Below are 22,107 nucleotides of genomic sequence, written 5' to 3' on the forward strand. Positions count from 1 at the left end.
ATAATTTCACAATGATTCCTCCTCATCATATCTCGAAAACAAAAATGAATGCATGAATCTATATTCATTTGTTCATCATTAAAAAGGTTATCATTCATTTGTAAATGAAAACCAAGAATTTTGTATACCTAAGGTAAAATAAGGCGATGTGTTAATTCTTTGCATGAGCAGTAAGTCAAACATCCCAATCAGGACAATAGGGTTCCAACGAAAGATTCACATGATCTGCAACAGAAGAGATTATAAAAATATACTCATGCCTCTATTTTTGAAGTATGATACATCATAAGTAGAACGCTTTCATTTTTTTATTTAGGTTAGTTTAAATCCAATTTCATTTCAGGAGGCTCTTACCATTGACCACACCAACTCCAAATTATAATGGGTATCTCTTTGTACATTTTATTGGCGAACAACCAGACGGAGAGCAGGTTTATTTCTCCTATAGCGAGGATGGTCTTCACTGGAAGGATCTTAATAGTGGAATGCCTGTGCTGTTTTCCGATCTTGGAGAAAAGGGGGTACGGGACCCGTTTCTGATTCGTTCAGTCAAGGAAAATAAATTCTACCTGATTGCTACGGATCTCCGCATCGCAAGCGGCAAAGGATGGACTCATGCCGTTAATGCGGGGAGCCGGGACGTAATTATATGGGAATCCAGCAATCTCGTGAATTGGTCATCCCCATGGAACGTTACACTGGGTGTTGAGGGGGCTGGATGTGTCTGGGCACCCGAAGCTGTGTATGATGAAAAAACAGATGAGTTTCTCGTATTTTGGGCTTCTGCAACGCAAGAACCTCAGGAGAAAGAACGAAAGCAAAAAATATACAGCGCTCGTACAAAAGACTTCCGTACGTTCTCCACATCGGAAAAATACATTGAGCGGGATAATCATATTATTGATACAACGATCCTTCCTTCGGCTGGTTGTTACTATCGATACTCCAAGGATGAAACAACCAAAAACATACGGGTAGAAAAAGGAGACTCTCTCGACAAAGGAGCTTTCGTTACGCTGCAAGCCCCTATCCTGGAGGCTGTGGCAGGTGTGGAGGGACCTCAGATCTTTAAATTCAATGACAGGGAGGAATGGTGCCTGATTGTTGATCGATTTGCAGAAGGCAAAGGGTATCTTCCTCTGTTGACTACAGATCTGGGAAGCGGAGAATTCCGAATTGTCCCTGATAGTGATTTTGATATGGGAACGACTCAAAAGCGGCATGGAAGTGTCCTGCCCATCACAACTGATGAGTGCAGCCGGCTTCTCGCGGCTTTCGGGGATGGTCATCAGGTGCTTCCGGGACAATATGCCGATCCTGATGTCGCCAAGTTTGAGGATCGTTACTATATGTATCCGACAACAGATGGCTTCGAGGGGTGGTCGGGAACACAGTTCAAGGTGTTTTCTTCTTCAGACCTCCAGCATTGGCAAGACGAAGGTGTGATCCTTGATCTGGGAACAGAGGATGTCCCTTGGGCAACCGGTAATGCCTGGGCACCGGCAATTTCCAGCCGAAACGGGAAGTTCTATTTTTATTTCTGTGGCAAAATGCTGAACGGCGTGAGTGCCATCGGCGTTGCTGTAGCGGATACACCGATTGGTCCATTCCTGGCCGAGTCGCAACCTTTGATCACAATGGAGCAGTTGAAACGTCTGGGCATTACCATGGGCCAGGCTATTGATCCCTCCATCTATGTTGAGGAAGATGGAAGACCGTATCTGCTATTTGGCAATGGACATGCTGCCATTGTGGAGCTTAATGAAAACATGACAAGTGTCTTGGAGGACACCATGAGTAATCTCTCAGGGCTCCATGATTTTCGTGAGGCGGTAACGGTGTTGAAGCGGGGAGGACTTTACCACTTTACGTGGTCCTGTGATGATACAGGCAGCGAAAACTATCATGTGAATTACGGTACGTCAGAGCAATTATACGGTCCAATTACCTATCAATACCCGATTTTGAGCAAAAATGTCGAGAAGGGCATGCTGGGCACAGGTCATCACTGTATCTTTAATGATTCCGAAACTGATCAGTACCGGATAGCCTATCACCGTTTTGTCACGCCACTATCCAGATTCTCCTCTGGAAAGGGCTATCACCGCGAAATATGTATGGACCCGCTTCTTTTTGGTAAGGACGGACTGATTCAGCCTGTTATACTCTAACCTAACATAAGACTTTCAATTGAATCGCTAAATCGCTATTTTATGAAGAACGGATACACTTTGAAACGCCTGTCAGAATTCGCTTTTAGCGGTTTTGGCAGGCATTTTTGTCATCCACCTAAAACAAGCCCATACTGTAGGGTTGAGGAGGGGGTGTAACTTATTGAACTCCTTCATTTGAGAATGCATTTGACATCCATATCAATAAATCGTATTATTACGATATAACGATATAACGATTTAGGAGGGATACTTTTGAACATTCCCGCTTTTGACAGCAATAATATTAAACAGTTCGATGAACCTGCTAATCTGCTGAAAGCTTTATCTCACCCCATTCGTTTATGCATTGTGCGGGGACTGATGATGAAAAAAAAATGTAATGTTTCTTATATGCAGGAATGTCTAGATCTTCCCCAATCTACAGTGTCACAACACCTCCAGAAGCTTCGTAGTGCAGGTATTGTTGCTACAGAGCGCAATGGTCTTGAAGTGAACTATGTGCTTGCTGATCCACGGGTTGAACAGATTATAAATACTTTATTTGAAAAGGATGATTGTGAATCATGAGTAAAAAAGTACTGATTGTTGGCGGGGTAGCTGGAGGTGCATCTTCAGCTGCACGTCTTCGCCGTCTGGATGAACATGCCGAGATTATTATCTTTGAGAAAGGGCCTTATATCTCATTTGCCAATTGTGGCTTACCTTATTATGTAGGGGGATCAATCGATGACCGAGAGCGTCTGCTGGTGCAAACGCCAAAAGGGATGGCTGATCGTTTTCGTATCGATGTTCGCACAAGAAGTAAGGTTGTAGCTATCGATTCGCAGAAGCGAGTGGTTAAGATACAGTCGCAGGAACGCGGTGCATATGAAGAAAGCTATGACGAGTTGATATTGTCACCAGGTGCAAAACCGATCATTCCCGATCTGCCGGGTAAGGACAATCCACTAATTTATACCGTACGAAGTATTCCAGATATTGATCGGATCAAAGACCAGGTAAGTTCTTCTAACAACAAGTCTGCGATCGTCATAGGTGGTGGATTTATAGGTGTGGAAATGGCTGAGAATTTAAAGGAAGCTGGTCTGAATGTAACGCTGGTTGAGGGGAACGCACAAGTACTCACACCATATGATCCCGAATTAGCAGCTGCATTGTCACAGGAAATGGAGAATCATGGTGTGAAGCTGCTGTTTTCCAAGCGTGTTCAGGGATTCCTTTCCCTGGAGCAGGGCATTGGGGTTGAACTTGCGGATGGTCATACGCTAACAGCTGACATGGTTATTCTTGCGATAGGCGTAACGCCGGACACCTATTTCTTGAAAGATAGCGGTGTTTCTCTGGGTGCACGTGGACATATTATCGTAAATGAAGCCTTAGAAAGCAATGTGCCACATATCTATGCTGTTGGGGATGCCATCGAAGTAACGGAAACCATTCATGGTACGAAGGCAACGATACCACTTGCCGGACCTGCCAACAAACAAGGTCGTATTGTTGCTGACCGTATCGCAGGGCTTCATTCTACCTATAAAGGAACACAAGGTACGTCCATTATCAAAGTATTTGGAATGACCGCAGCCACAACAGGCAGTAATGAGAAAACACTCCAGCGTCTCGGCGTGGAATATCAAACCGTTATCGTACACCCTGCTTCTCATGCATCGTATTATCCGGGTTCTAGCGCAATTACTCTTAAACTGCTGTTTACTCCGGAAGGTAAAATTTTAGGCGCACAAGCAGTCGGGTATGATGGAGTGGATAAACGAATTGATGACATTGCTGTTGCCATTCATTTTGGAGGACATGTCCGGGATTTGACAGAGCTTGAACTGAGTTACGCACCACCTTATTCTTCTGCCAAAGATCCCGTGAATATGGCTGGATATGCAGCAGAGAATATGATTACTGGACGTGTTCAGACGTTCACCTATAATCAACTGGCTGATCGTCTGCCGGAGCAATCAATACTTCTGGATGTTCGCAGTGAAATGGAGCATCAAAATGGTCATATTCCGGGTTCACTCTCTATTCCAGTTGATGAGCTTCGTGAGCGATTAGATGAATTAGACCCATCCAAAGAAATCTGGCTATACTGTCAAGTCGGCTTACGTGGTTACACAGCTTCGCAAATTCTGCGTCAGCATGGTTTTAGCGTGAAAAACTTGAGTGGTGGTTATAAAACATACCGTCAAGCCCAGTTTAAGCCTGCTCCAATTCCTGCTGGAAAACAAGATCATCATGATCCTGCGCTGGAAGCTAAGGGAAAGAAGTCTATTCCAGCTGACTCGACACAGCCACAACGTATTGATCATGACTTGAATGTATGCGGATTGAGTTGTCCTGGTCCGCTAATCCAAGTGAAGCAGAAAATGGATCAACTCTCGAACGGAGAAACCCTGCGTGTGAAAGCTTCCGATCCAGGCTTCTATGAAGATGTCAAAGCATGGGCCACGATGTCAGGTTCCACCATCTTGCAGTTGGAAAGACTGAAAGGCGGTACAATTGAGTCTGTCCTTGTTAAAAATACAGCACAACCGGTATCGGATTCTCCCGTCAGCGATCCTGCCAGTACAATGGTAGTCTTCAGTGGCGATCTGGATAAAGCGATTGCCTCACTCATTATTGCAAATGGGGCCGCAGCCAGTGGACGGAAAGTAACTCTATTTTTCACATTTTGGGGATTGAGTATCATTCGTAAGCCGCAACCGCAAAAGTTATCCAAAACCATGATCGGCCGTATGTTTGATATGATGCTGCCTCGCGGCAGCCAGAAGCTTGGCATGTCCCAAATGAATATGCTCGGAGCAGGCCCGAAAATGATCCGTGGTCTGATGAAAAAACATCATGTGCCTTCGTTGGAAGAATTGATAGAGAGTGTAATTGCACAAGGAGCAGAGATCGTTGCCTGCCAAATGTCTATGGATTTAATGGGAATCCAGCGTGAAGAATTAATAGACCAAGTCAAAATCGGTGGTGTCGGTTACTATCTTGGTCAAGCCTCACAAGCAAATCATAATCTGTTTATTTAAAAATTTATCACAAACTCCAAAAAGCGTTGGTTCGAATTCGAACCAACGCTTTTTGGACTTAGTCATCAAGTAAAAATTTGACTTCATTTTTTTGGTATTATAATATAAGCATACACTTATATTTAATTGAAGGAGGACGTGCTATGGATTCTATGCAAGAGATAGCGGATAAGCTTAAATTGCTCGGTGATAAAACACGCCTTACGATCCTTACACTCCTCAAGGAACGTGTATGGTGCGTGTGTGAATTTGTAGAGATTTTAGACATGTCACAACCTGGAATTAGTCAACATTTGCGCAAACTGAAGGATCAAGGCTTGGTTAAAGAAAGTAAACGTGGTCAGTGGGTATACTACTCTTTAAATGTAGAGAATACACCCTATATTTCATCTGTCCTGGAATTGATGCCGGATACAGCAACTATTCTTAAATCGTTAAATAAAGAAAACTTTACATCAGTATGTAATTAATTTTTGATCAATATATAAGCATATCATTATATAGCAATGTAAATTAAGATGAACTGAAAGGGGGTGTATCGTTTTGTTTTCTACGCTGTTAGCCTGCATCATCTTTTTGATTACACTTGTACTCGTTATTTGGCAGCCTAAAAACCTGTCCATTGGTTGGTCTGCTTGCGGCGGAGCAATCCTTGCTTTACTTGTGGGTGTGGTCAATTTGGAAGATGTATGGGATGTGACACAAATCGTATGGAACGCCACGCTTGCTTTTGTGGCAATCATTCTGATCTCATTAATTCTGGATCGTATCGGCTTTTTTGAATGGGCTGCCTTACATATGGCCAAAGCCGCTCATGGCAATGGTGTACGTATGTTTATTTATGTCTCCATCCTTGGTGCAGTGGTTTCTGCTTTCTTTGCCAATGATGGAGGTGCACTGATTCTGACACCGATTGTTTTAGCCATGGTACGTGCACTGAATTTCGATGAGAAGAGAGTATTTCCATTTATTATCGCCAGTGGATTTATTGCGGATACAACTTCCTTGCCATTGGTTGTAAGTAACCTGGTCAACATAGTGTCTGCCGATTTCTTTGGTATTACGTTTATGGAGTACGCAGGAAGGATGTTTGTTCCAAATCTGTTCTCACTGGCGGCGAGTATAGGTGTACTGTATCTCTTTTTCCGCAAGAGTATTCCCAAACGATTTGATGCCAGTGAATTGAAACCTCCGGTAACTGCCATTAAGGATATGAAGATGTTTCGGTTGTCGTGGGTGGTGTTAGCGGTTCTTCTCATTGGATACTTTACCAGTGAATTTATCGGAATTCCCGTATCTCTTGTGGCAGGTATTGTCGCGATATTCTTCCTGATCATGGCTTCCCGCAGTTCAGCTGTACCAGCAACATTGGTTGTCAAAGAAGCGCCGTGGGCCATTGTATTTTTCTCCATCGGCATGTATGTCGTAGTTTATGGTCTACGTAACGTAGGTTTGACCGATCTATTGGCCGTAGTCATTCAGGCTGTAGCTGATCAAGGATTGTTTGCTGCAACAATGGGTATGGGCTTTATCGCAGCAATCATCTCATCCCTGATGAACAATATGCCTACCGTTTTGATTGATGCACTTGCCATTGATGCAACAACGGCTACGGGAACGGTTCGGGATGCGCTCATCTATGCCAATATTATTGGATCAGACCTGGGTCCCAAGATTACCCCGATTGGTTCACTCGCGACCCTGCTTTGGCTTCATGTTCTCAGCACCAAAGGTGTCAAAATCTCATGGGGCACTTACTTCAAGACGGGTATCATAATCACCATTCCGACTCTGTTTATTACGCTAGTGGGTCTGTATCTGTGGTTAAGCATTCTATAAAAGCAATCTATAATTCAAGTAACGAGGAGACGATGAACATGAGTAAAAAAACACTGTACTTCCTGTGCACAGGCAACTCTTGCCGGAGTCAAATGGCCGAAGGCTGGGCCAAGAAATATCTGAGTGAGGACTGGAATATCTATAGCGCAGGAATTGAGGCCCACGGTCTGAATCCAAAAGCGGTTGAAGCCATGAACGAAGTTGATCTGGATATTTCAACTCAAACCTCGGACATCATTCATTCAGAGTTGTTGAACAACGCTGATTTCGTAGTCACGTTGTGTGGGGATGCCGCAGATAAATGTCCAATGACGCCTCCACATGTGAAGCGAGAGCACTGGGGATTTGATGATCCTGCCAAAGCGCAAGGTACAGATGAAGAGAAATGGGCCGTATTCCAAAGGGTTCGTGACCAGATCGGGGAGCGTATTAAAACATTTGCTGAAACCGGAAAATAATACAAACCTGACTGAACAGGATAATTGAATGAGTACCGAGAGAATGCCATGATAAGTGGCATTTTTTTTGTTCAAAAAAAATGAACGTTTCATTCAGAAACGGTTCTTTGACTTACCCATAACCCCAACATAGAGTGATGACAAGGAAGGTGGTTGATTTTAGCTAGCAAATGAGAAGCACATCCCCTTGACTTTCCCCTGTACGGGAAACTATATACTCGCATTAAGTTAATAGATTGGAGTTGATATGTTGTTCAAAATCAGTGCATTTTCCAGGCTGAGCAGGGTCTCATTAAAAACACTGCGTTATTATGACCAGATTGGCATACTTAAACCGAGAAAGGTAGATCACGATACGGGTTACCGTTACTATTCCGCAGATCAGCTTCTTGAGCTCAACCGAATCATCATTTATAAAGAATTGGGGTTTACGTTGCCACAAATCAAACAGCTGTTACAGGAACATATTACATTGGAGAATATGCAAGGCATGTTTAAGCTAAAAAGAAGCGAAATTCAGCAGATTATCGATACGGAACAAGCCAAACTCGTCCGAATTGAGGAACGCATGCAGCTTATAGAGGAAGAGGGGCATGTCGAAACTGGGCAAGAAATCCGAATCAAAGAGGAAGGTGCTCGACCGTTTCTTTTTCAGACAGGGTGCGGGAGGGAAGAGGAGATCCCGAGTTTATTTCATCAGTTTGATCAGTCATTAACAAAAGAAATGCGCCAACTGATCGACGGACCTCAGGTTGTTTTGTGGAAAGAAATCGCAGGACAAGAGGAAGAATTCGAGTTTGAAATAGGTTACTTCTTAAGCTGTGAGCTGCGATCACCTCCCGACCCATTTCAACTGCGGACTCTTCCTGCCGAGCCCATGATGGCCACCATAGCTTATCGTTCCAATGCCACCTTTGCCTGTAAAGCCTGTGTCCATCTAGCTACATGGATTGAGAAGAATAACTATCAGATCAAGGAGAACGGAGCTGGTAGGGAGTTATACTTACCCTTATCTCAAGAACAAGATGTACAGTTTATAGAAATACAAATTCCAATACTAAATAGATAACTGAAGAAGACGGAGTGGATTAAAGTGAAAAATAAATGGATTATATATATTTTGGCATTGGCTGTTTTTCTGATCGGAACCCTTGAGTACATTATTACAGGAGTCATAGAAATGATCGCCTCAGACTTGAGCGTATCTACTTCCGAAGTGGGTTTACTGGTGACTGTATTCGCTCTGGCAGCGGCCATTATCGCTCCGATTCTCATTGCAATTACAATAAATATGGATCGCAAGAAGTTACTGTTGTCTGCCCTCAGTGTGTTTATTGCCAGCAACGGACTTATGCTTGTTGACCTTTCTTACGAAACTTTACTATGGGTGCGAATTATTCAAGGGGCTAGCGGAGGAGTGGCTACCGTAGTAGCAATGGCCGTGTCGACACGACTGGTTGAAAAAGAAAAAAGGGGCAATGCCATCGGCATCATTTTGATGGGGCTAAGCAGTTCGCTGGTACTAGGTGTCCCTCTAGGCACATTTTTTAGTGAAATGTTTGGATGGAGAGTTCTATTTGTTTTAATCGGTTTGTTAAGTGTTCTTCCATTACTTATTATCTACAAAAAGGTTCCGGCAATCAAAGAGGAAGAAAAAATCACCCTCAGAATGCAGCTCTCCATTTTAAAAAATCCTCTCATTCTGACTGCCTTGCTTATTACATTATTGTATATCGGCGGCTATTCGACACTGTTCACGTATATTACGCCTTTCTTGCAAGCCACATCCACTCTTACCATGACCGAGATAAGCGGTGTTCTGTTTCTCGCGGGAATTTGCAGCTTTGTCGGATCAAAAGTGGGCGGACAATTGGCAGATGCAAAGGGATCAAAGTTTACAATCTGTCTAGGCCTTCTGTTACAAGGCGTAACTCTTCTTTTGTTTGCTCTAGCTGGAGTTAATCTTGTGATGTTAATCTTGGTTTTAATGATCTTTATGTTGGCAACGTGGAGCATATCTCCGGCCCAGCAACTATATCTGGTTACACTGGCACCTCGTAATCCTGACATTGCCCTTAGCGTAAATACGTCGTTTATCCAATTTGGTTTTGCACTGGGATCTGGATTAGGTGGGCTTGTGATCAGTCGTACATCTGTCCTGTATTTAAATTGGTTGGGTTTTGGAGCTGTAGGAATTGCTTTACTTCTTGCCATACTGCTATTTAAGAAATCGAGAAGCAGGATTGGAACGACAGATCCAGTGTAATTTCAGTGATGGTAATTCTTGCTTCTAAAGTAATTGGCTTTGTTGAGATGCAATCATCCGTTATATGTAAATAAAAAAAGATCTCTTCAGCATTCACTGCAAAAGAGATCTTTTTGGTGTATAACAAAGTTATAATGAGAATCGCATTACATCATCATGGCAGAATAGAGCATGAGATATCAAAATAAATAAGAGCGGAGATCATTATGCGAAAATACATCATCGGAATTGACCTGGGTGGAACCAATATTAAGTCCGCCATTTTCAACCTGGAGTTTCAAAAAATTCACGAAAGATCCGACCCTACAGAAGCGGCAAAGGGACCATCTCATGTATTAAACCGAATGGTAGGCATTATTCAAGAGATGCTGACGTATGAGGGAATCCAGCCAGAATCTATTCTATGCATGGGTATGGGCATTCCTGGATTATTAGATCCTGAGCAGGGGCTCTCTCTATTTTCACCTAATTTTCCAGACTGGGAAAACATTCATGTCGTGAATCATATGATAAATCATTTTGAATTTCCTGCTTATATCGACAACGATGTTCGGGTTAATCTGTATGGTGAATGGCTGTTCGGTGCAGGCAGCGGGTATAAAAACCTGATATTGATAACCTTAGGCACCGGTCTGGGATCTGGTATTGTCAATGATGGAAAGGTTCTTTACGGTACTACATCGAGTGCAGGTGAAATCGGTCATATGAATATGTATCGGGAGGGGCGCCCGTGTCGTTGTGGAAGCTCAGGCTGTCTGGGAAGATATGTGTCCGCAATAGGAATGGTCAAAACCCTTACAGACAAGCTTGAGGAAGGGCGCTCGAGTATGATTATGAAGTGGGTGAAAGGAGATTGGACGGCAATTACTGCCCGTATGATCTCGGAAGCTTACGATCTTGGAGATTCACTTGCTGTTGAGGTAATGCATGAGACCGGAGAGATTCTTGGATTTGGTCTTTCCAATGTAATTAATCTATTCAATCCGGAAGTGATTATCGTTGGTGGAGGAATGTCGGCAGCGGGTGATCGCTTGCTGAATACAGTACGTGACACGGTTAAAAATCATGCATTGCATCTCTCATCAGGTGTTTGTCATATCGTACAAGCAAAGTTAGGTGGACAAGCAGGAATGATCGGCGCGGCTGCATATGCCAAAAACAAGATGTCATTATAAGGTATCACAATATGATAATAGATCAATTATGCTTGAGAATATGTCATTGCATCATACAGTCTAAAACCTTAACTTAAAATGACAGCAGAGAACGCTAACAACCTCGATGACGTTCTACCGGTTGGATGGCTAAGTTATGTATAAACACCCATTGGACAGCGTGGGAATTTTTCCATTGATCTACGTACATCCCGCTTAAAAGTGAGATTTATTTATATCCCAACTCTGTTATGTCAGCCGCGACACCTTCACGTCGTTTATGAAACTGTTTAGGTGAGGAACCGGTCATTTGTTTGAACTGCCTGCAAAAATGCTCGACATTACGGTAACCGCATCGATCAGCAATCTCTGCAACCGTATACATATGATGTGTGAGATATTCTTTGGCCAAACGTATTCGGCTATGAATAACATCCTCCATACACGAGAGGCCAAACGATTTCTTGTACATCAACTGCAGGTACCCCGGACTGACGTTTATGATCTTCGCCATTTCTGATATTGTCCACGGATGACTGGGATGGTTATGAATTGCCGTTCGAAGCTTCAACAGAGGATAGTGCTGAGGACTAATATCCTCTTGGACACAAGACTCAAGCAATTTATTGAACAAGGTTCGCAGCAGGCAATTGATGGACGATTCCCGGTAATCGTTCTGAAAAGAATGCTCTGCAACAAGCAGTTGGAACAGCTTATGACAGTATTCCGGATCATCCAGCGGGAAAGGTGTGCCTGACGGAAGGGAGGTATCGGTTACAAACGGTTCATCACTTTCAAAACGAATCCAATCATTAATATAACGCTCTGAACAAGCCTGATAATATATTTTCTGATAAGGTTTGAAAAGCACAGCACAATGAGCCGGGTATTCCTTGAGTTGTCCATCAACCCAGAACTGTGCAGGGGTCTGTGTAATAACCAATAGCCAGGCATCATGCCCTTCAGGGATATCAAAAACAAAATGGTTCTGATGTACCGCGTCACATTCCACATAAAAAATAGAGGTCATAGTTCTTCCCCCTTTCTCTTTAAGTTGTAGATAAGAATAGTTAATACACTACTTAAGCTATTTTCTATTATACGAGAGTTATCTTCATTTCATAGAACAAATGTACTATTACGATTATATGAGGAGTGTAGCTGGAATGAACAAGCAGGGTTTCAACCCATATCTTCCATCCTGGGAGTACGTACCTGATAGTGAGCCTTTTGTATTCAATGAAAGAGTGTATGTGTATGGTTCACATGACCGTTTTAACGGACATGCCTTCTGTCTGAACGATTATGTATGCTGGTCTGCACCCGTGAATGACCTTGGGGATTGGAGAAATGAAGGCGTGATCTACCGGAAAACAGATGATCCGCTGAATCCGAATGGCCATATGTGCCTGTATGCGCCAGATGTAACAGTGGGTCCCGATGGGCGGTATTATCTGTATTATGTGCTGGATAAGGTACCCGTTGTTTCGGTGGCTGTATGTGATACACCTGCCGGCAAATATGAATTCTATGGTTATGTACAATATGGCGACGGCACTCGTCTAGGTGAAAGAGAAGGGGATGAGCCCCAGTTCGATCCAGGTGTGATGACTGAAGGACAGCACACTTATCTGTATACCGGCTTCTGTGCGGCCGGAGATCAATCAAGACATGGCGCGATGGCCACGATGTTAGGTCCGGATATGCTGACGATTGTGGAAGAACCGGTATTCGTAGCACCGAGCGAACCTTATAGTAAGGGCAGTGGTTATGAGGGCCATGAATTTTTTGAAGCGCCCTCCATCCGGAAGAGAGGGGATACCTACTACCTGGTGTATTCCTCCATCGTTATGCATGAATTATGTTATGCCACCAGCCTATTCCCAAATAGAGGATTTACATATCAGGGCGTCATCATAAGCAACTGTGATCTCCATATCAACTCCTACAAACCTGCTGACAAACCCATGTATTATGGAGGCAATAACCATGGCAGCATTGTGGAGATTAACGGAGACTGGTATGTCTTCTATCACCGTCATACCAATGGGGACGCATTCAACCGCCAGGGTTGTATTGAGAAGATATCTTTTGAAGAGGACGGCAGCATTCCTCAGGTGGAAATGACCTCCTGTGGTCCGAGTGGTAGACCGCTTGAAGGAAAAGGCGAGTACCCCGCATATCTTGCATGTAATCTTTTGACCAGAGATGATCAGAAGTACACTGGAGGTTTCGGGGCAGGCGCCTGGCTGGACAGCCGATTTCCGAAGATAACCCAGGATGGTAGAGATGGTGATGAAGAGATCGGTTATATTGCCAACATGGTTGAATCCGCAACGGCAGGGTTTAAGTATTTTGATTGCAAAGGAATTCGCCAGGTCTCGATCAAGGTACGGGGATATTGTCACGGGGCATTTGAGGTCAAAACCGCATGGGACGGTCCTGTCCTGGGTACAATCCCGGTACATTTCACAAATCATTGGAAACCCTATTCAGCCGAGATAACGATACCGGATGGTATACAGGCTTTGTATTTTACGTACAGAGGTTCAGGAAGTGCCAGCCTTGCATCATTTATTTTAGCGTAATCCTCCAAACATGATCTGAGCAATCCAGGCAAAACAAAGCAGCTGCTGGTCATTCAGTGGCTGCTTTGTTGACCGATCAGGCTCTGCGGCTCAGACAATTGAAGTTTTTATGATTATACTTTTAGTCATCCGCATTGTTGGCTTCTCCGGCCTGCTGCGAATGACTGCGAAATTCACTTGGCGCGATACCTGTCCACCGCTTGAACTGGCGACTGAAATGCGCATTAGTCTTATACCCCAGCATCATCGCAATATGGTCTATGTTCAGGTCGGTTTGCTTTAACAAACGCTGCGCTTCGTTCAGAAGGGTTTCGGATAGAAACTTACGCGGAGCGATACCGTACACCTGCCGAAAAATACGATTAACCTGTGACGGGCTAATGCTCAGCGACTTGGCAATATCCTGAATCCAAGTTCGATCGCTCTCCTGAATTTCCCCGTGAAGATGGATATATCTTACCGAATCCTCAATGTGCTCAGCAATCTGATGGGCAATGGTTTCTTTTCTAGACAACGTAACGGATGCTTGCTGAGATAACTGGCCGACCAGGGAACCAAGCAGTTCAAACACAGCGGCATGTACCTTCATTTGTTTGGAGGAAGATAGCGAGCTAGACAAATGCTCTGTAGCCAGACCATACAAGGTAGACAGGGAAGAAGAGAGCCCCAGAGCCAAATTCGAATTTGCCGGATAATAGATGTCTTTGCAACGGTTAAGTTCTCTGCAAAAGGATGTATCGTGTATGCTGAAATGGACGGAAAAATAAGTGAATCCCTCCGGTCCGGCTCCCGTGCAAGAGTGGGTCATACCAGGCCGGATGAACAGAAGGTCGCCAACCGACTGACGGTAAGACTGCCCGTTGACAACCATGTTCATCTGCCCGTCCATCATCCAGTGGACTTCATACATTGAATGTTCGTGAGACGGATAAGTCCAGCTGGAATCTACTTTTCTTGCATGGAGCCCCAATAATTGAAAAGACATGCGAACATCGGGCAGACGACCTAAATACACAGCATCCGAAAGCTTGGTCACAACAGACCAACCCCCTTGTACTATTCTATATTCCAAAATCCTGTCATCGGAGTATCCTCGTAAATCATCTTTAGTTCAACGGATCTAACCTCATCTTAACAGAAAAAAAATGCGTGAAAAGGGTAAATCGTCGGAGTGATTAGAACATCGTCATGAACCATAGCGGGTGCTATGGTAGTATTATCAACCCGATGGGGAAAAATGGAGGCAAGCTTGAATGAGAATTATTCGATTTCTGGACGGACAACAGAAGTGGCTGGCAGCCGTTACGGATGATGAACAAGCGTATCGTTTGCCGCAAGCAGATTTTATGACTTTGATCTATCAAGCAAGAAAGCAGGGGGTTTCCCCAGTTCAACTTGTTGAAAGCGCTTTTAAACCATTAAACAAGTTAACTGACGATTGGACTTCATTGCATCTAATCACTCCATTGGAAGCTCCGGAAGTATGGGCGGCGGGTGTGACTTATCAGCGCAGCCGGGAAGCGCGAAATTACGAAGCAACGGAAGGCAAGCTGGATGCAAAGACCTTTTACGATAAAGTTTACGATGCCGAAAGACCGGAGATCTTTTTTAAATCCACAGCAGCCCGCACCGTCGGACCCAATGAGGCTGTCACACTTCGTAGCGATTCCAATTGGCAGATCCCGGAGCCTGAGCTGGGGTTGGTGCTTGCCGCGGATGGCAGCATTGTGGGATACATCGTTGGCAATGACATGAGCTGCCGCGATATTGAAGGGGAAAACCCGCTGTATCTGCCACAAGCAAAAATGTGGCGCAATTCTTGCTCCATAGGGCCAGCCATTCGTCTGGCGGAAACGGTGCAGAATCCATATGCGTTCAACATCGTCTGCGAAATATATCGCGAAGGTGAAGTAGTTGTCAAAAGCGAGGCAAGCACAAGTGAGTTAAACCGAAAACTCGATGAGCTGGTCTCTTTTCTGGCCAGAGATAACGATCTGTTTGACGGCACGGTGTTATTAACAGGTACAAGCATTGTGCCCCCTAATGATTTTACACTTGCACCAGGGGACCGCATTGAAATATCCATTAGCGATATCGGGACACTTATTAATCCAGTCATTTCACACTAATGTACAAGGAGGATGAATGCGATGACCACATTTCAGGTAGAGCAGACATACAGCAATTATATTAACGGAGAATGGGTGAAGGCTACATCCGGTGAAACCGAACCAAGCATCAACCCTGCGAATCGGAAGGAGGTAGTTGGCTATGTACCCACCTCAGGCATAGAGGATCTGAATCGGGCTGTTTCAGCCGCGAAGGAAGCAGCAAAAGATTGGCGGAGGTTATCAGGCGCGGAACGCGGAAACTATCTATTTCAAGCAGCCAATGTGCTGGAACGCCGGGCCGATGAAGTTGCAGAGGCGATGACCAGGGAAATGGGCAAAACACTCCCCGAAGCCAAAGGAGAGACACTGCGCGGTGTCGCGATATTAAGGTATTACGCTGGAGAAGGCATGCGAAAAACCGGTGATGTCATTCCATCAACGGATAGCGAAGCGCTGATGTTTACGACCCGCGTACCCCTTGGCGTTGTAGGGGTTATTGCTCCTTGGAATTTCCCAGTAGCCATTCCGATTTGGAAAACGGCTCCGGCCTTGATTTACGGCAATACGGTTGTGTTGAAGCCTGCTCAGGAAACTGCGGTCACAGCGGCTAAAGTCATGGAATGTTTTGAAGAGGCGGGCATCCCGGCAGGCGTTCTTAATCTGGTATGCGGCAGAGGCTCAGTGATCGGATCTGCACTTGCCGAGCATCCGGATGTGGGGGGAATAACGTTCACGGGTTCCAATGAAGTGGGGAAACGGGTCGGCGCTGCAGCGCTGGCACGTGGGGCCAAGTATCAACTTGAGATGGGTGGCAAAAACCCAATCATCATTGCGGCTGACGCTGACCTGGATTTGGCTGTGGAAGCCACCATCAGCGGTGGGTTGAAATCGACCGGGCAAAAATGTACGGCCACCAGCAAGGTCATTATTGAACGAAACGTATACGATGCTTTCAAAGAAAAGCTGCTCTCGCAAATCCAGGAAATCCGGTTGGGTGACGGCATGTCTTCTGGAAGCTGGATGGGTCCATGTGCAAGTGAAGGACAGCTCAATACCGTGTTGAGTTATATTCAAAAAGGCCAGGATGAAGGTGCCGTTCTGCTCGCTGGCGGAAAAAGAGGGGACGGTCCTGGACTGGAAGAGGGATTCTATGTGCAGCCGACCGTATTTGAAGGGGTCGAATCCCATATGTCCATCGCTCGGGAAGAAATCTTTGGCCCGGTTCTGGCCTTGATTGCAGTAGATTCCCTGGAGGAAGCGATTGAAGCGGCGAATGACAGCGACTACGGCTTAAGTGCTTCCATCTATACTCAGAACGTAGGGGCGATGCTGTCCTTCATCCGGGACATGGATGCAGGACTCGTCAGAATTAATGCAGAAACGGCCGGCGTAGAGCTGCAGGCTCCGTTCGGCGGAATGAAGATGTCAAGTTCGCATTCAAGAGAACAGGGGCAAGTGGCTATCGAATTTTTCACGGCCATCAAAACGGTCTTCGTGAAGTCATAAACTGTGGGAGGCTACCATGTACGAACAGATTACGTCGATTATGGGAGAGACCGCATCCAACTGCTTTGATATCATAGCCCATGCTCCAGGGGCTGCCGGACGTCTTCCTTTAACGGATGATTTGCTGCGGAATGCTCCAAGCGGCGACTTGTTTGGCATGTCCCAGAATGTTGGAATGGGCTGGAAGCCTGGGGAATTGAACGGAAAACAATTTCTGATCTTGAGTACTCAAGGTGGCATACGCAATGAAGACGGCAGCCCGGCAGCACTCGGTTACCATACGGGCCACTGGGAGGTCGGCCTGCTGATGAAGGCTGCCGCAGAAGAACTGTCAAGCCGTGGAGGAATCCCGTTTGCCGGATATGTCAGCGATCCGTGTGACGGCAGATCACAGGGGACAACCGGCATGTTTGACTCGCTTCCGTACCGGAATGATGCCGCTATGGTATTTCGCAGACTGATTCGCTCGCTGCCAACGCGTAAAGGCGTGCTTGGTGTCGCCACTTGTGACAAAGGTCTTCCAGCGATGATGCTCGCGCTTGCCGGCATGCCTCAATTGCCTGGTGTAATCGTTCCCGGTGGCGTCACACTTCCGCCTACCGATGGAGAGGACGCCGGTAAAATTCAGACCATCGGTGCACGGTATGTCAACGGGGAACTTTCTCTGGAAATGGCGTCCGATTTAGGATGCCGAGCTTGTGCTACACCGGGAGGAGGCTGTCAGTTTCTGGGTACCGCGGCTACAGCCCAGGTTGTAGCAGAGGCATTGGGTATGACAGTGCCACATGCCGCGCTTGCACCTTCCGGGCAGCCCATCTGGTTTGAAATGGCGCGCCAATCGTCACGTGCACTCATCCATATGGAGTCTCAGGGGATGAGGATGGCGGACATTGTCACGGATGCATCCATTCGTAATGCAATGACCGTGCATGCTGCGTTTGGCGGATCGACCAATCTGCTTCTTCACATACCGGCGATAGCCCATGCGGCTGGTTTAACCGTGCCTACGGTACAGGACTGGATACAGGTCAACAAGAATGTTCCAAGACTGGTTAGTGCCCTGCCAAACGGACCGATCTTTTATCCGACTATTCGCGTCTTTCAGGCCGGAGGTGTACCAGAGGTCATGCTTCACCTCAGACAACTTGGTCTGTTGGATGAGTCTGTACCAACGGTTACAGGTACGTCATTGGGGCAGGTGCTGGATTGGTGGGAATCGTCGGAGCGCCGTCATCTCATGCGGAAGCAGTTGAAAGAGCAGGACGGCATTGATCCGGACAGTGTCATCATGAGTGTAGATCACGCCCAGCGACTTGGCATCTCTTCGACCGTAACATTTCCAACCGGGAATATCGCTCCGGAAGGTTCTGTCATCAAATCCACCTCTATTGATCCTGCTGTGCTGGATGAAAATGGTGTGTACCGTCATCGTGGCAGAGCCAAGGTATTTACCACTGAACGTGAGGCGATCCATGCGATTAAAACTGGGGGTATTCTGGCTGGAGATGTCGTTGTGCTTCTTGGGCGAGGTCCATCGGGAACCGGAATGGAGGAGACGTACCAGCTTACATCTGCGCTTAAACATTTGCCTTTTGGCAAATACGTGTCATTGATTACGGATGCCCGCTTCTCCGGTGTTTCCACCGGAGCGTGTATTGGTCATGTTGGCCCCGAAGCGCTGGCAGGCGGACCGATTGGCAAGCTGCGGAACGGAGACCTGATTGACATCGCGGTGGATCGTAACACGCTGGAAGGCAGCATTAACTTTATCGGAGAAGGAGAGATCGAGGTTTCTCCAGAAGAAGGTGCTGTCATTCTGGCACAAAGGACCTTCCATCCGGATATGAGACCTGATGAAGCTTTGCCGGATGATACAAAGCTCTGGGCTGCATTGCAATCGGTCAGTGGTGGAACATGGAGAGGGAATGTATATGATGTAGAGCGTATTATAACTGCTCTGGAAGCCGGCAAAAAAGCGCTGGGCTGGTACTGATTTCTACCTTTTGTGTATCTGCTGTTGTACAGATCATCACTTTCATACCGGAGGTTTCTTCCATGAACATGACCAAGAAAATGATCACCAATCCCATCCTCCCCGGATTTCATCCAGATCCGTCCATATGCCGGGCGGGAGAAGATTATTATATTGCCACATCCACCTTCGAATGGTTCCCCGGTGTACGCATACACCATTCGCGAGATCTGGTTCATTGGCGACCAATCACTTCACCGCTGACTCGTGCAACGCAGTTGAACATGGAGGGCAACATTAACTCCGGAGGTGTATGGGCACCATGTCTTAGTTACGAGAACGGTGTGTTTTACCTGATCTACACCGATGTCAAAAGCCGGGTAGGTGCCTTTAAAGACACTCACAATTACCTTGTGACTGCAACCGATATTGAAGGACCTTGGTCCGAACCGGTATTTCTCAACAGTAGCGGTTTTGATCCTTCCTTGTTTCATGATGAGGACGGACGCAAGTGGCTGGTCAATATGATATGGGATCACCGCAAGGGCAAAAACCGGTTTGCAGGCATCGTTCTGCAGGAGTATTCGGTTCGGGAACAAAAGCTGGTCGGGCCAGCCAAGAACATTTTTAAAGGAACCGCTTTAGGATTAACCGAAGCACCTCATCTGTATAAACACAAGGACTATTATTATCTCATTACAGCTGAAGGGGGAACGGGGTATGAGCATGCGGTTACAGTAGCACGTTCCCGTACACTACAAGGCCCTTACGAGGTTGATCCTGCCAATCCGATCCTTACTTCATATGGCAGAACGGATTTGTCTCTGCAGAAGGCAGGCCACGGCAGCCTTGTTGAAACACATACCGGCGAATGGTACATGGCTCATCTGGTCGGACGACCAATTCATCAAAAGTATTGCATTCTTGGACGTGAGACCGCACTTCAGAAGTGTACGTGGAGCGAGGACGGCTGGCTGAAGCTTGCGAGCGGTAACCGGTATCCCGAGGTCCAGGTCATTGCACCAAATATTACGGCACATCCGTTTGAACCGATAGCGGAAATGGATCACTTTGATCAATTCGAGCTTCGGAATGACTGGAATACTCTTCGCATTCCACCCGACCCGACTTGGCTCAGCTTAATGGAACGTCCCGGTTACTTGCGCTTGCACGGTATGGAGTCGATGAGTTCAACGCATAGGCAAAGCATGATCGCGCGAAGATTGCAAACGTTTGAGTGTGAAGCCGAAACAGCTCTGGAATTTGCGCCGGACCATCCACGGCAAATGGCAGGATTGATTTTGTACTACGATACCAAGGACTATCTCTATTTACGAGTAACTTATCATGAAGAGAAGGGGCTGTGCTTGGGAATTATTCAGTCCAAGTACGGGGTTTACGACGAACTGTTGGAGGATATTCCGCTAGAGTCTGTGAATACGCTCCGCTTAAAAGTAGTGGTTGATCATGATCGCGCCCGCTTTTACTATGCGTTAAATAGTGATTCATCCTGGAATCATGCAGGCGAGTGGGTTGATATCACACATCTGTCCGATGAATCTCCGGAATATATTCGGTTTACGGGAGCCTACATTGGACTTTGTGTGCAGGACCTCGGCGGAACACGAAAACATGCCGATTTTGATTACTTTGTGTATAGAGAAACAAAGCATGAATTGAATGCATTAGGCCATATAGATTCTGCGGATGGTGTGTCTGGAGAGTTATCTAGAAATTAGAATATTGTGTAATATTACCCAAATGTTATAAGGTGGACTCATGTTAAAATATTTCTATTCGGATAAAGAAGCGCTCCCTTGTGAAGGGGGCGCTTCTTTATAAAATAGGGATGAATAACTACATAATAATATGATATTATGTTTGTCGGTAACAGGTCGAATATATTAGTTGGAGGCGTATTATGAAATTATATAAAGTTGTTCAACCCCATAATTCAAACTATCCTGATCCCATCGTTTTAGCTAAAGGAGATACGATCCTATATGGGAGAGAAGATACTGAATTCCCCAACTGGATTTTCTGTGAATCCATCGGATTAAAATAAAGAAATTGAAACAGAATCAATGAGCACATCTGGACAAAGAGAATTCCATGGTCTGCGTGTACGACTGTATTAACTTCCTAATAGGCGGAGAGGGGTGCCAAAAACTGCTGAATGAGCTCACTAATCTCATCAGCATGTGTTTCGAGAGCAAAATGTCCCGTATCCAGCAAATGGATTTGCGCCGATGGAATATCACGCTTGTATGCCTTTGCACCAGCAGGGAGGAAGGCAGGATCATTTTTGCCCCATACAGCTAAAAGTGCAGGTTGATACTTACGAAAATATGCCTGAAAGTCCGGATAACGATCCACATTGGTCCGATAATCCAGAATCAGGTCCAGTTGAATTTCTTCCGCTTCCAGTCGTGACATGTACGCGATATCCAGTGTATACCCGTCAGGTGAAACCAGGCTGGCATCGGCACCGTGCAGATACTGAAAATCACGAATGGTTTCAGGGCTCAAGGAATCACGACATGCTTCACGGTTCTCCGGTGTCGGTAACTGCCAGTACGTCTCCCAGGCTCCCCATGCGTCACTAAATCCCTCCATATATGCATTCCCATTCTGACTAATGATAGCTTGAACCTTTTCCGGATGAGCAACGGCCAATCTATACCCTACAGGTGCACCGTAATCAAATACATATAGTACATACTTATTGAGAGATAGGGCTTGAGTAAAACCTTCAATCACCTGGAACAGGTTCTCAAATGTGAAGTTGAATTGACTGCGGGGCGGCGTTTTTGTTTGACCAAATCCAGCGAGATCCGGGGCAATGACACGGTAATGTACTGCCAGTTTGGGAATCAGGTCGCGAAACATATGACTCGAAGAGGGGAACCCATGTAATAACAACATAATTGGACCATCCTTGGGACCCGCTTCACGATAAAAAACATCGACCTCTCCAACTTTTTGCCGCTGATAACTAATCTTCATA

17 protein-coding genes are annotated in these 22,107 nt (G+C 45.8%); 14 read left to right on the plus strand and 3 right to left on the minus strand.

Annotated elements, in window-relative coordinates:
• The first annotated feature begins 356 nt into the window (after positions 1 to 356).
• The 9 genes from F0220_RS15795 to F0220_RS15835 all read left to right on the plus strand — a co-directional run bounded on the left by F0220_RS15795 (position 357) and on the right by F0220_RS15835 (position 10,944).
• Positions 357 to 2,171 carry a glycoside hydrolase family 43 protein gene (locus F0220_RS15795; RefSeq protein ID WP_149846685.1) on the plus strand — a complete coding sequence of 605 codons (1,815 nt, stop codon included), beginning with the start codon at positions 357 to 359 and terminating at the stop codon, positions 2,169 to 2,171.
• Between the two features lie 255 nt (positions 2,172 to 2,426).
• Entirely contained in the window at positions 2,427 to 2,741 is a 315-nt protein-coding gene (locus tag F0220_RS15800; RefSeq protein WP_091018859.1) for an ArsR/SmtB family transcription factor, read from the plus strand.
• Positions 2,738 to 5,206 carry an FAD-dependent oxidoreductase gene (locus F0220_RS15805; protein ID WP_149846686.1) on the plus strand — a complete coding sequence of 823 codons (2,469 nt, stop codon included), beginning with the start codon at positions 2,738 to 2,740 and terminating at the stop codon, positions 5,204 to 5,206. Before F0220_RS15800 ends, F0220_RS15805 begins: the two co-directional genes overlap by 4 nt.
• Positions 5,207 to 5,349: 143 nt before the next feature.
• A complete protein-coding gene (locus F0220_RS15810; RefSeq protein ID WP_149846687.1) occupies positions 5,350 to 5,676 on the plus strand; it encodes an ArsR/SmtB family transcription factor in 327 nt (108 codons plus the stop codon).
• 73 nt (positions 5,677 to 5,749) lie between these two features.
• A complete protein-coding gene (locus tag F0220_RS15815; protein ID WP_091018854.1) occupies positions 5,750 to 7,045 on the plus strand; it encodes an arsenic transporter in 1,296 nt (431 codons plus the stop codon).
• Between the two features lie 38 nt (positions 7,046 to 7,083).
• Positions 7,084 to 7,503 (plus strand): arsenate reductase (thioredoxin), encoded by a 420-nt coding sequence (arsC, locus tag F0220_RS15820; RefSeq protein WP_149846688.1) that lies wholly within the window; start codon positions 7,084 to 7,086, stop codon positions 7,501 to 7,503.
• A 250-nt stretch (positions 7,504 to 7,753) separates the two neighbouring features.
• Positions 7,754 to 8,572: a MerR family transcriptional regulator gene (locus F0220_RS15825; protein WP_149846689.1), complete on the plus strand. Its 819-nt coding sequence runs from the start codon at positions 7,754 to 7,756 to the stop codon at positions 8,570 to 8,572.
• 24 nt (positions 8,573 to 8,596) lie between these two features.
• Positions 8,597 to 9,769, plus strand: a complete 1,173-nt coding sequence (locus F0220_RS15830; protein WP_105598839.1) for an MFS transporter — start codon at positions 8,597 to 8,599, stop codon at positions 9,767 to 9,769.
• 206 nt (positions 9,770 to 9,975) lie between these two features.
• Entirely contained in the window at positions 9,976 to 10,944 is a 969-nt protein-coding gene (locus tag F0220_RS15835) for an ROK family protein (protein ID WP_105598840.1), read from the plus strand.
• Positions 10,945 to 11,152: 208 nt separating this feature from the next.
• Here the strand turns inward: F0220_RS15835 and F0220_RS15840 are convergent, their stop codons facing one another.
• The gene (locus F0220_RS15840) at positions 11,153 to 11,953 is read right to left on the minus strand and encodes a helix-turn-helix transcriptional regulator (RefSeq protein ID WP_105598841.1); all 801 of its coding nucleotides are present in this window, start codon (positions 11,951 to 11,953) and stop codon (positions 11,153 to 11,155) included.
• A 136-nt stretch (positions 11,954 to 12,089) separates the two neighbouring features.
• On the opposite strand from F0220_RS15840, the gene F0220_RS15845 reads away from it, so the two are divergent.
• Complete coding sequence (locus F0220_RS15845; RefSeq protein ID WP_149846690.1) at positions 12,090 to 13,511, plus strand: family 43 glycosylhydrolase; 1,422 nt, start codon at positions 12,090 to 12,092, stop codon at positions 13,509 to 13,511.
• A 121-nt stretch (positions 13,512 to 13,632) separates the two neighbouring features.
• Here F0220_RS15845 and F0220_RS15850 read toward each other — a convergent pair whose 3' ends face one another.
• A complete protein-coding gene (locus tag F0220_RS15850; RefSeq protein WP_149846691.1) occupies positions 13,633 to 14,547 on the minus strand; it encodes a helix-turn-helix domain-containing protein in 915 nt (304 codons plus the stop codon).
• A 217-nt stretch (positions 14,548 to 14,764) separates the two neighbouring features.
• Between F0220_RS15850 and F0220_RS15855 the strand changes: the two genes are divergently transcribed.
• The 4 genes from F0220_RS15855 to F0220_RS15870 all read left to right on the plus strand — a co-directional run bounded on the left by F0220_RS15855 (position 14,765) and on the right by F0220_RS15870 (position 20,839).
• Entirely contained in the window at positions 14,765 to 15,640 is an 876-nt protein-coding gene (locus F0220_RS15855) for a fumarylacetoacetate hydrolase family protein (RefSeq protein WP_149846692.1), read from the plus strand.
• 21 nt (positions 15,641 to 15,661) lie between these two features.
• A complete protein-coding gene (gene gucD / locus F0220_RS15860; protein WP_149846693.1) occupies positions 15,662 to 17,128 on the plus strand; it encodes an alpha-ketoglutaric semialdehyde dehydrogenase GucD in 1,467 nt (488 codons plus the stop codon).
• A gap of 16 nt (positions 17,129 to 17,144) precedes the next feature.
• A complete protein-coding gene (locus F0220_RS15865; RefSeq protein ID WP_091020967.1) occupies positions 17,145 to 19,121 on the plus strand; it encodes a YjhG/YagF family D-xylonate dehydratase in 1,977 nt (658 codons plus the stop codon).
• 62 nt (positions 19,122 to 19,183) lie between these two features.
• Entirely contained in the window at positions 19,184 to 20,839 is a 1,656-nt protein-coding gene (locus F0220_RS15870; protein ID WP_223199695.1) for a glycoside hydrolase family 43 protein, read from the plus strand.
• A 403-nt stretch (positions 20,840 to 21,242) separates the two neighbouring features.
• On the opposite strand, the gene F0220_RS15875 is transcribed toward F0220_RS15870, so the two are convergent.
• On the minus strand, positions 21,243 to 22,106 hold the full coding sequence (locus tag F0220_RS15875) for an alpha/beta fold hydrolase (RefSeq protein WP_105598846.1): 864 nt from the start codon (positions 22,104 to 22,106) through the stop codon (positions 21,243 to 21,245).
• Between the last annotated feature and the right edge of the window lies 1 nt (position 22,107).

The sequence above is a fragment of the Paenibacillus sp. 37 genome (assembly GCF_008386395.1).
GTDB classification, from domain to species: Bacteria; Bacillota; Bacilli; order Paenibacillales; family Paenibacillaceae; genus Paenibacillus; species Paenibacillus amylolyticus_B.

Excerpts from the sequence above, each read along its gene's own strand:
- F0220_RS15805 (WP_149846686.1), top strand. The coding sequence starts at position 2,738 with ATGAGTAAAAAAGTACTGATTGTTGGCGGGGTAGCTGGAGGTGCATCT.
- F0220_RS15810 (WP_149846687.1), top strand. The coding sequence starts at position 5,350 with ATGGATTCTATGCAAGAGATAGCGGATAAGCTTAAATTGCTCGGTGAT.
- arsC (WP_149846688.1), top strand. The coding sequence starts at position 7,084 with ATGAGTAAAAAAACACTGTACTTCCTGTGCACAGGCAACTCTTGCCGG.
- F0220_RS15835 (WP_105598840.1), top strand. The coding sequence starts at position 9,976 with ATGCGAAAATACATCATCGGAATTGACCTGGGTGGAACCAATATTAAG.
- F0220_RS15840 (WP_105598841.1), bottom strand. The coding sequence starts at position 11,953 with ATGACCTCTATTTTTTATGTGGAATGTGACGCGGTACATCAGAACCAT.
- F0220_RS15845 (WP_149846690.1), top strand. The coding sequence starts at position 12,090 with ATGAACAAGCAGGGTTTCAACCCATATCTTCCATCCTGGGAGTACGTA.
- F0220_RS15855 (WP_149846692.1), top strand. The coding sequence starts at position 14,765 with ATGAGAATTATTCGATTTCTGGACGGACAACAGAAGTGGCTGGCAGCC.
- gucD (WP_149846693.1), top strand. The coding sequence starts at position 15,662 with ATGACCACATTTCAGGTAGAGCAGACATACAGCAATTATATTAACGGA.
- F0220_RS15865 (WP_091020967.1), top strand. The coding sequence starts at position 17,145 with ATGTACGAACAGATTACGTCGATTATGGGAGAGACCGCATCCAACTGC.
- F0220_RS15870 (WP_223199695.1), top strand. The coding sequence starts at position 19,184 with ATGAACATGACCAAGAAAATGATCACCAATCCCATCCTCCCCGGATTT.
- F0220_RS15875 (WP_105598846.1), bottom strand. The coding sequence starts at position 22,106 with ATGAAGATTAGTTATCAGCGGCAAAAAGTTGGAGAGGTCGATGTTTTT.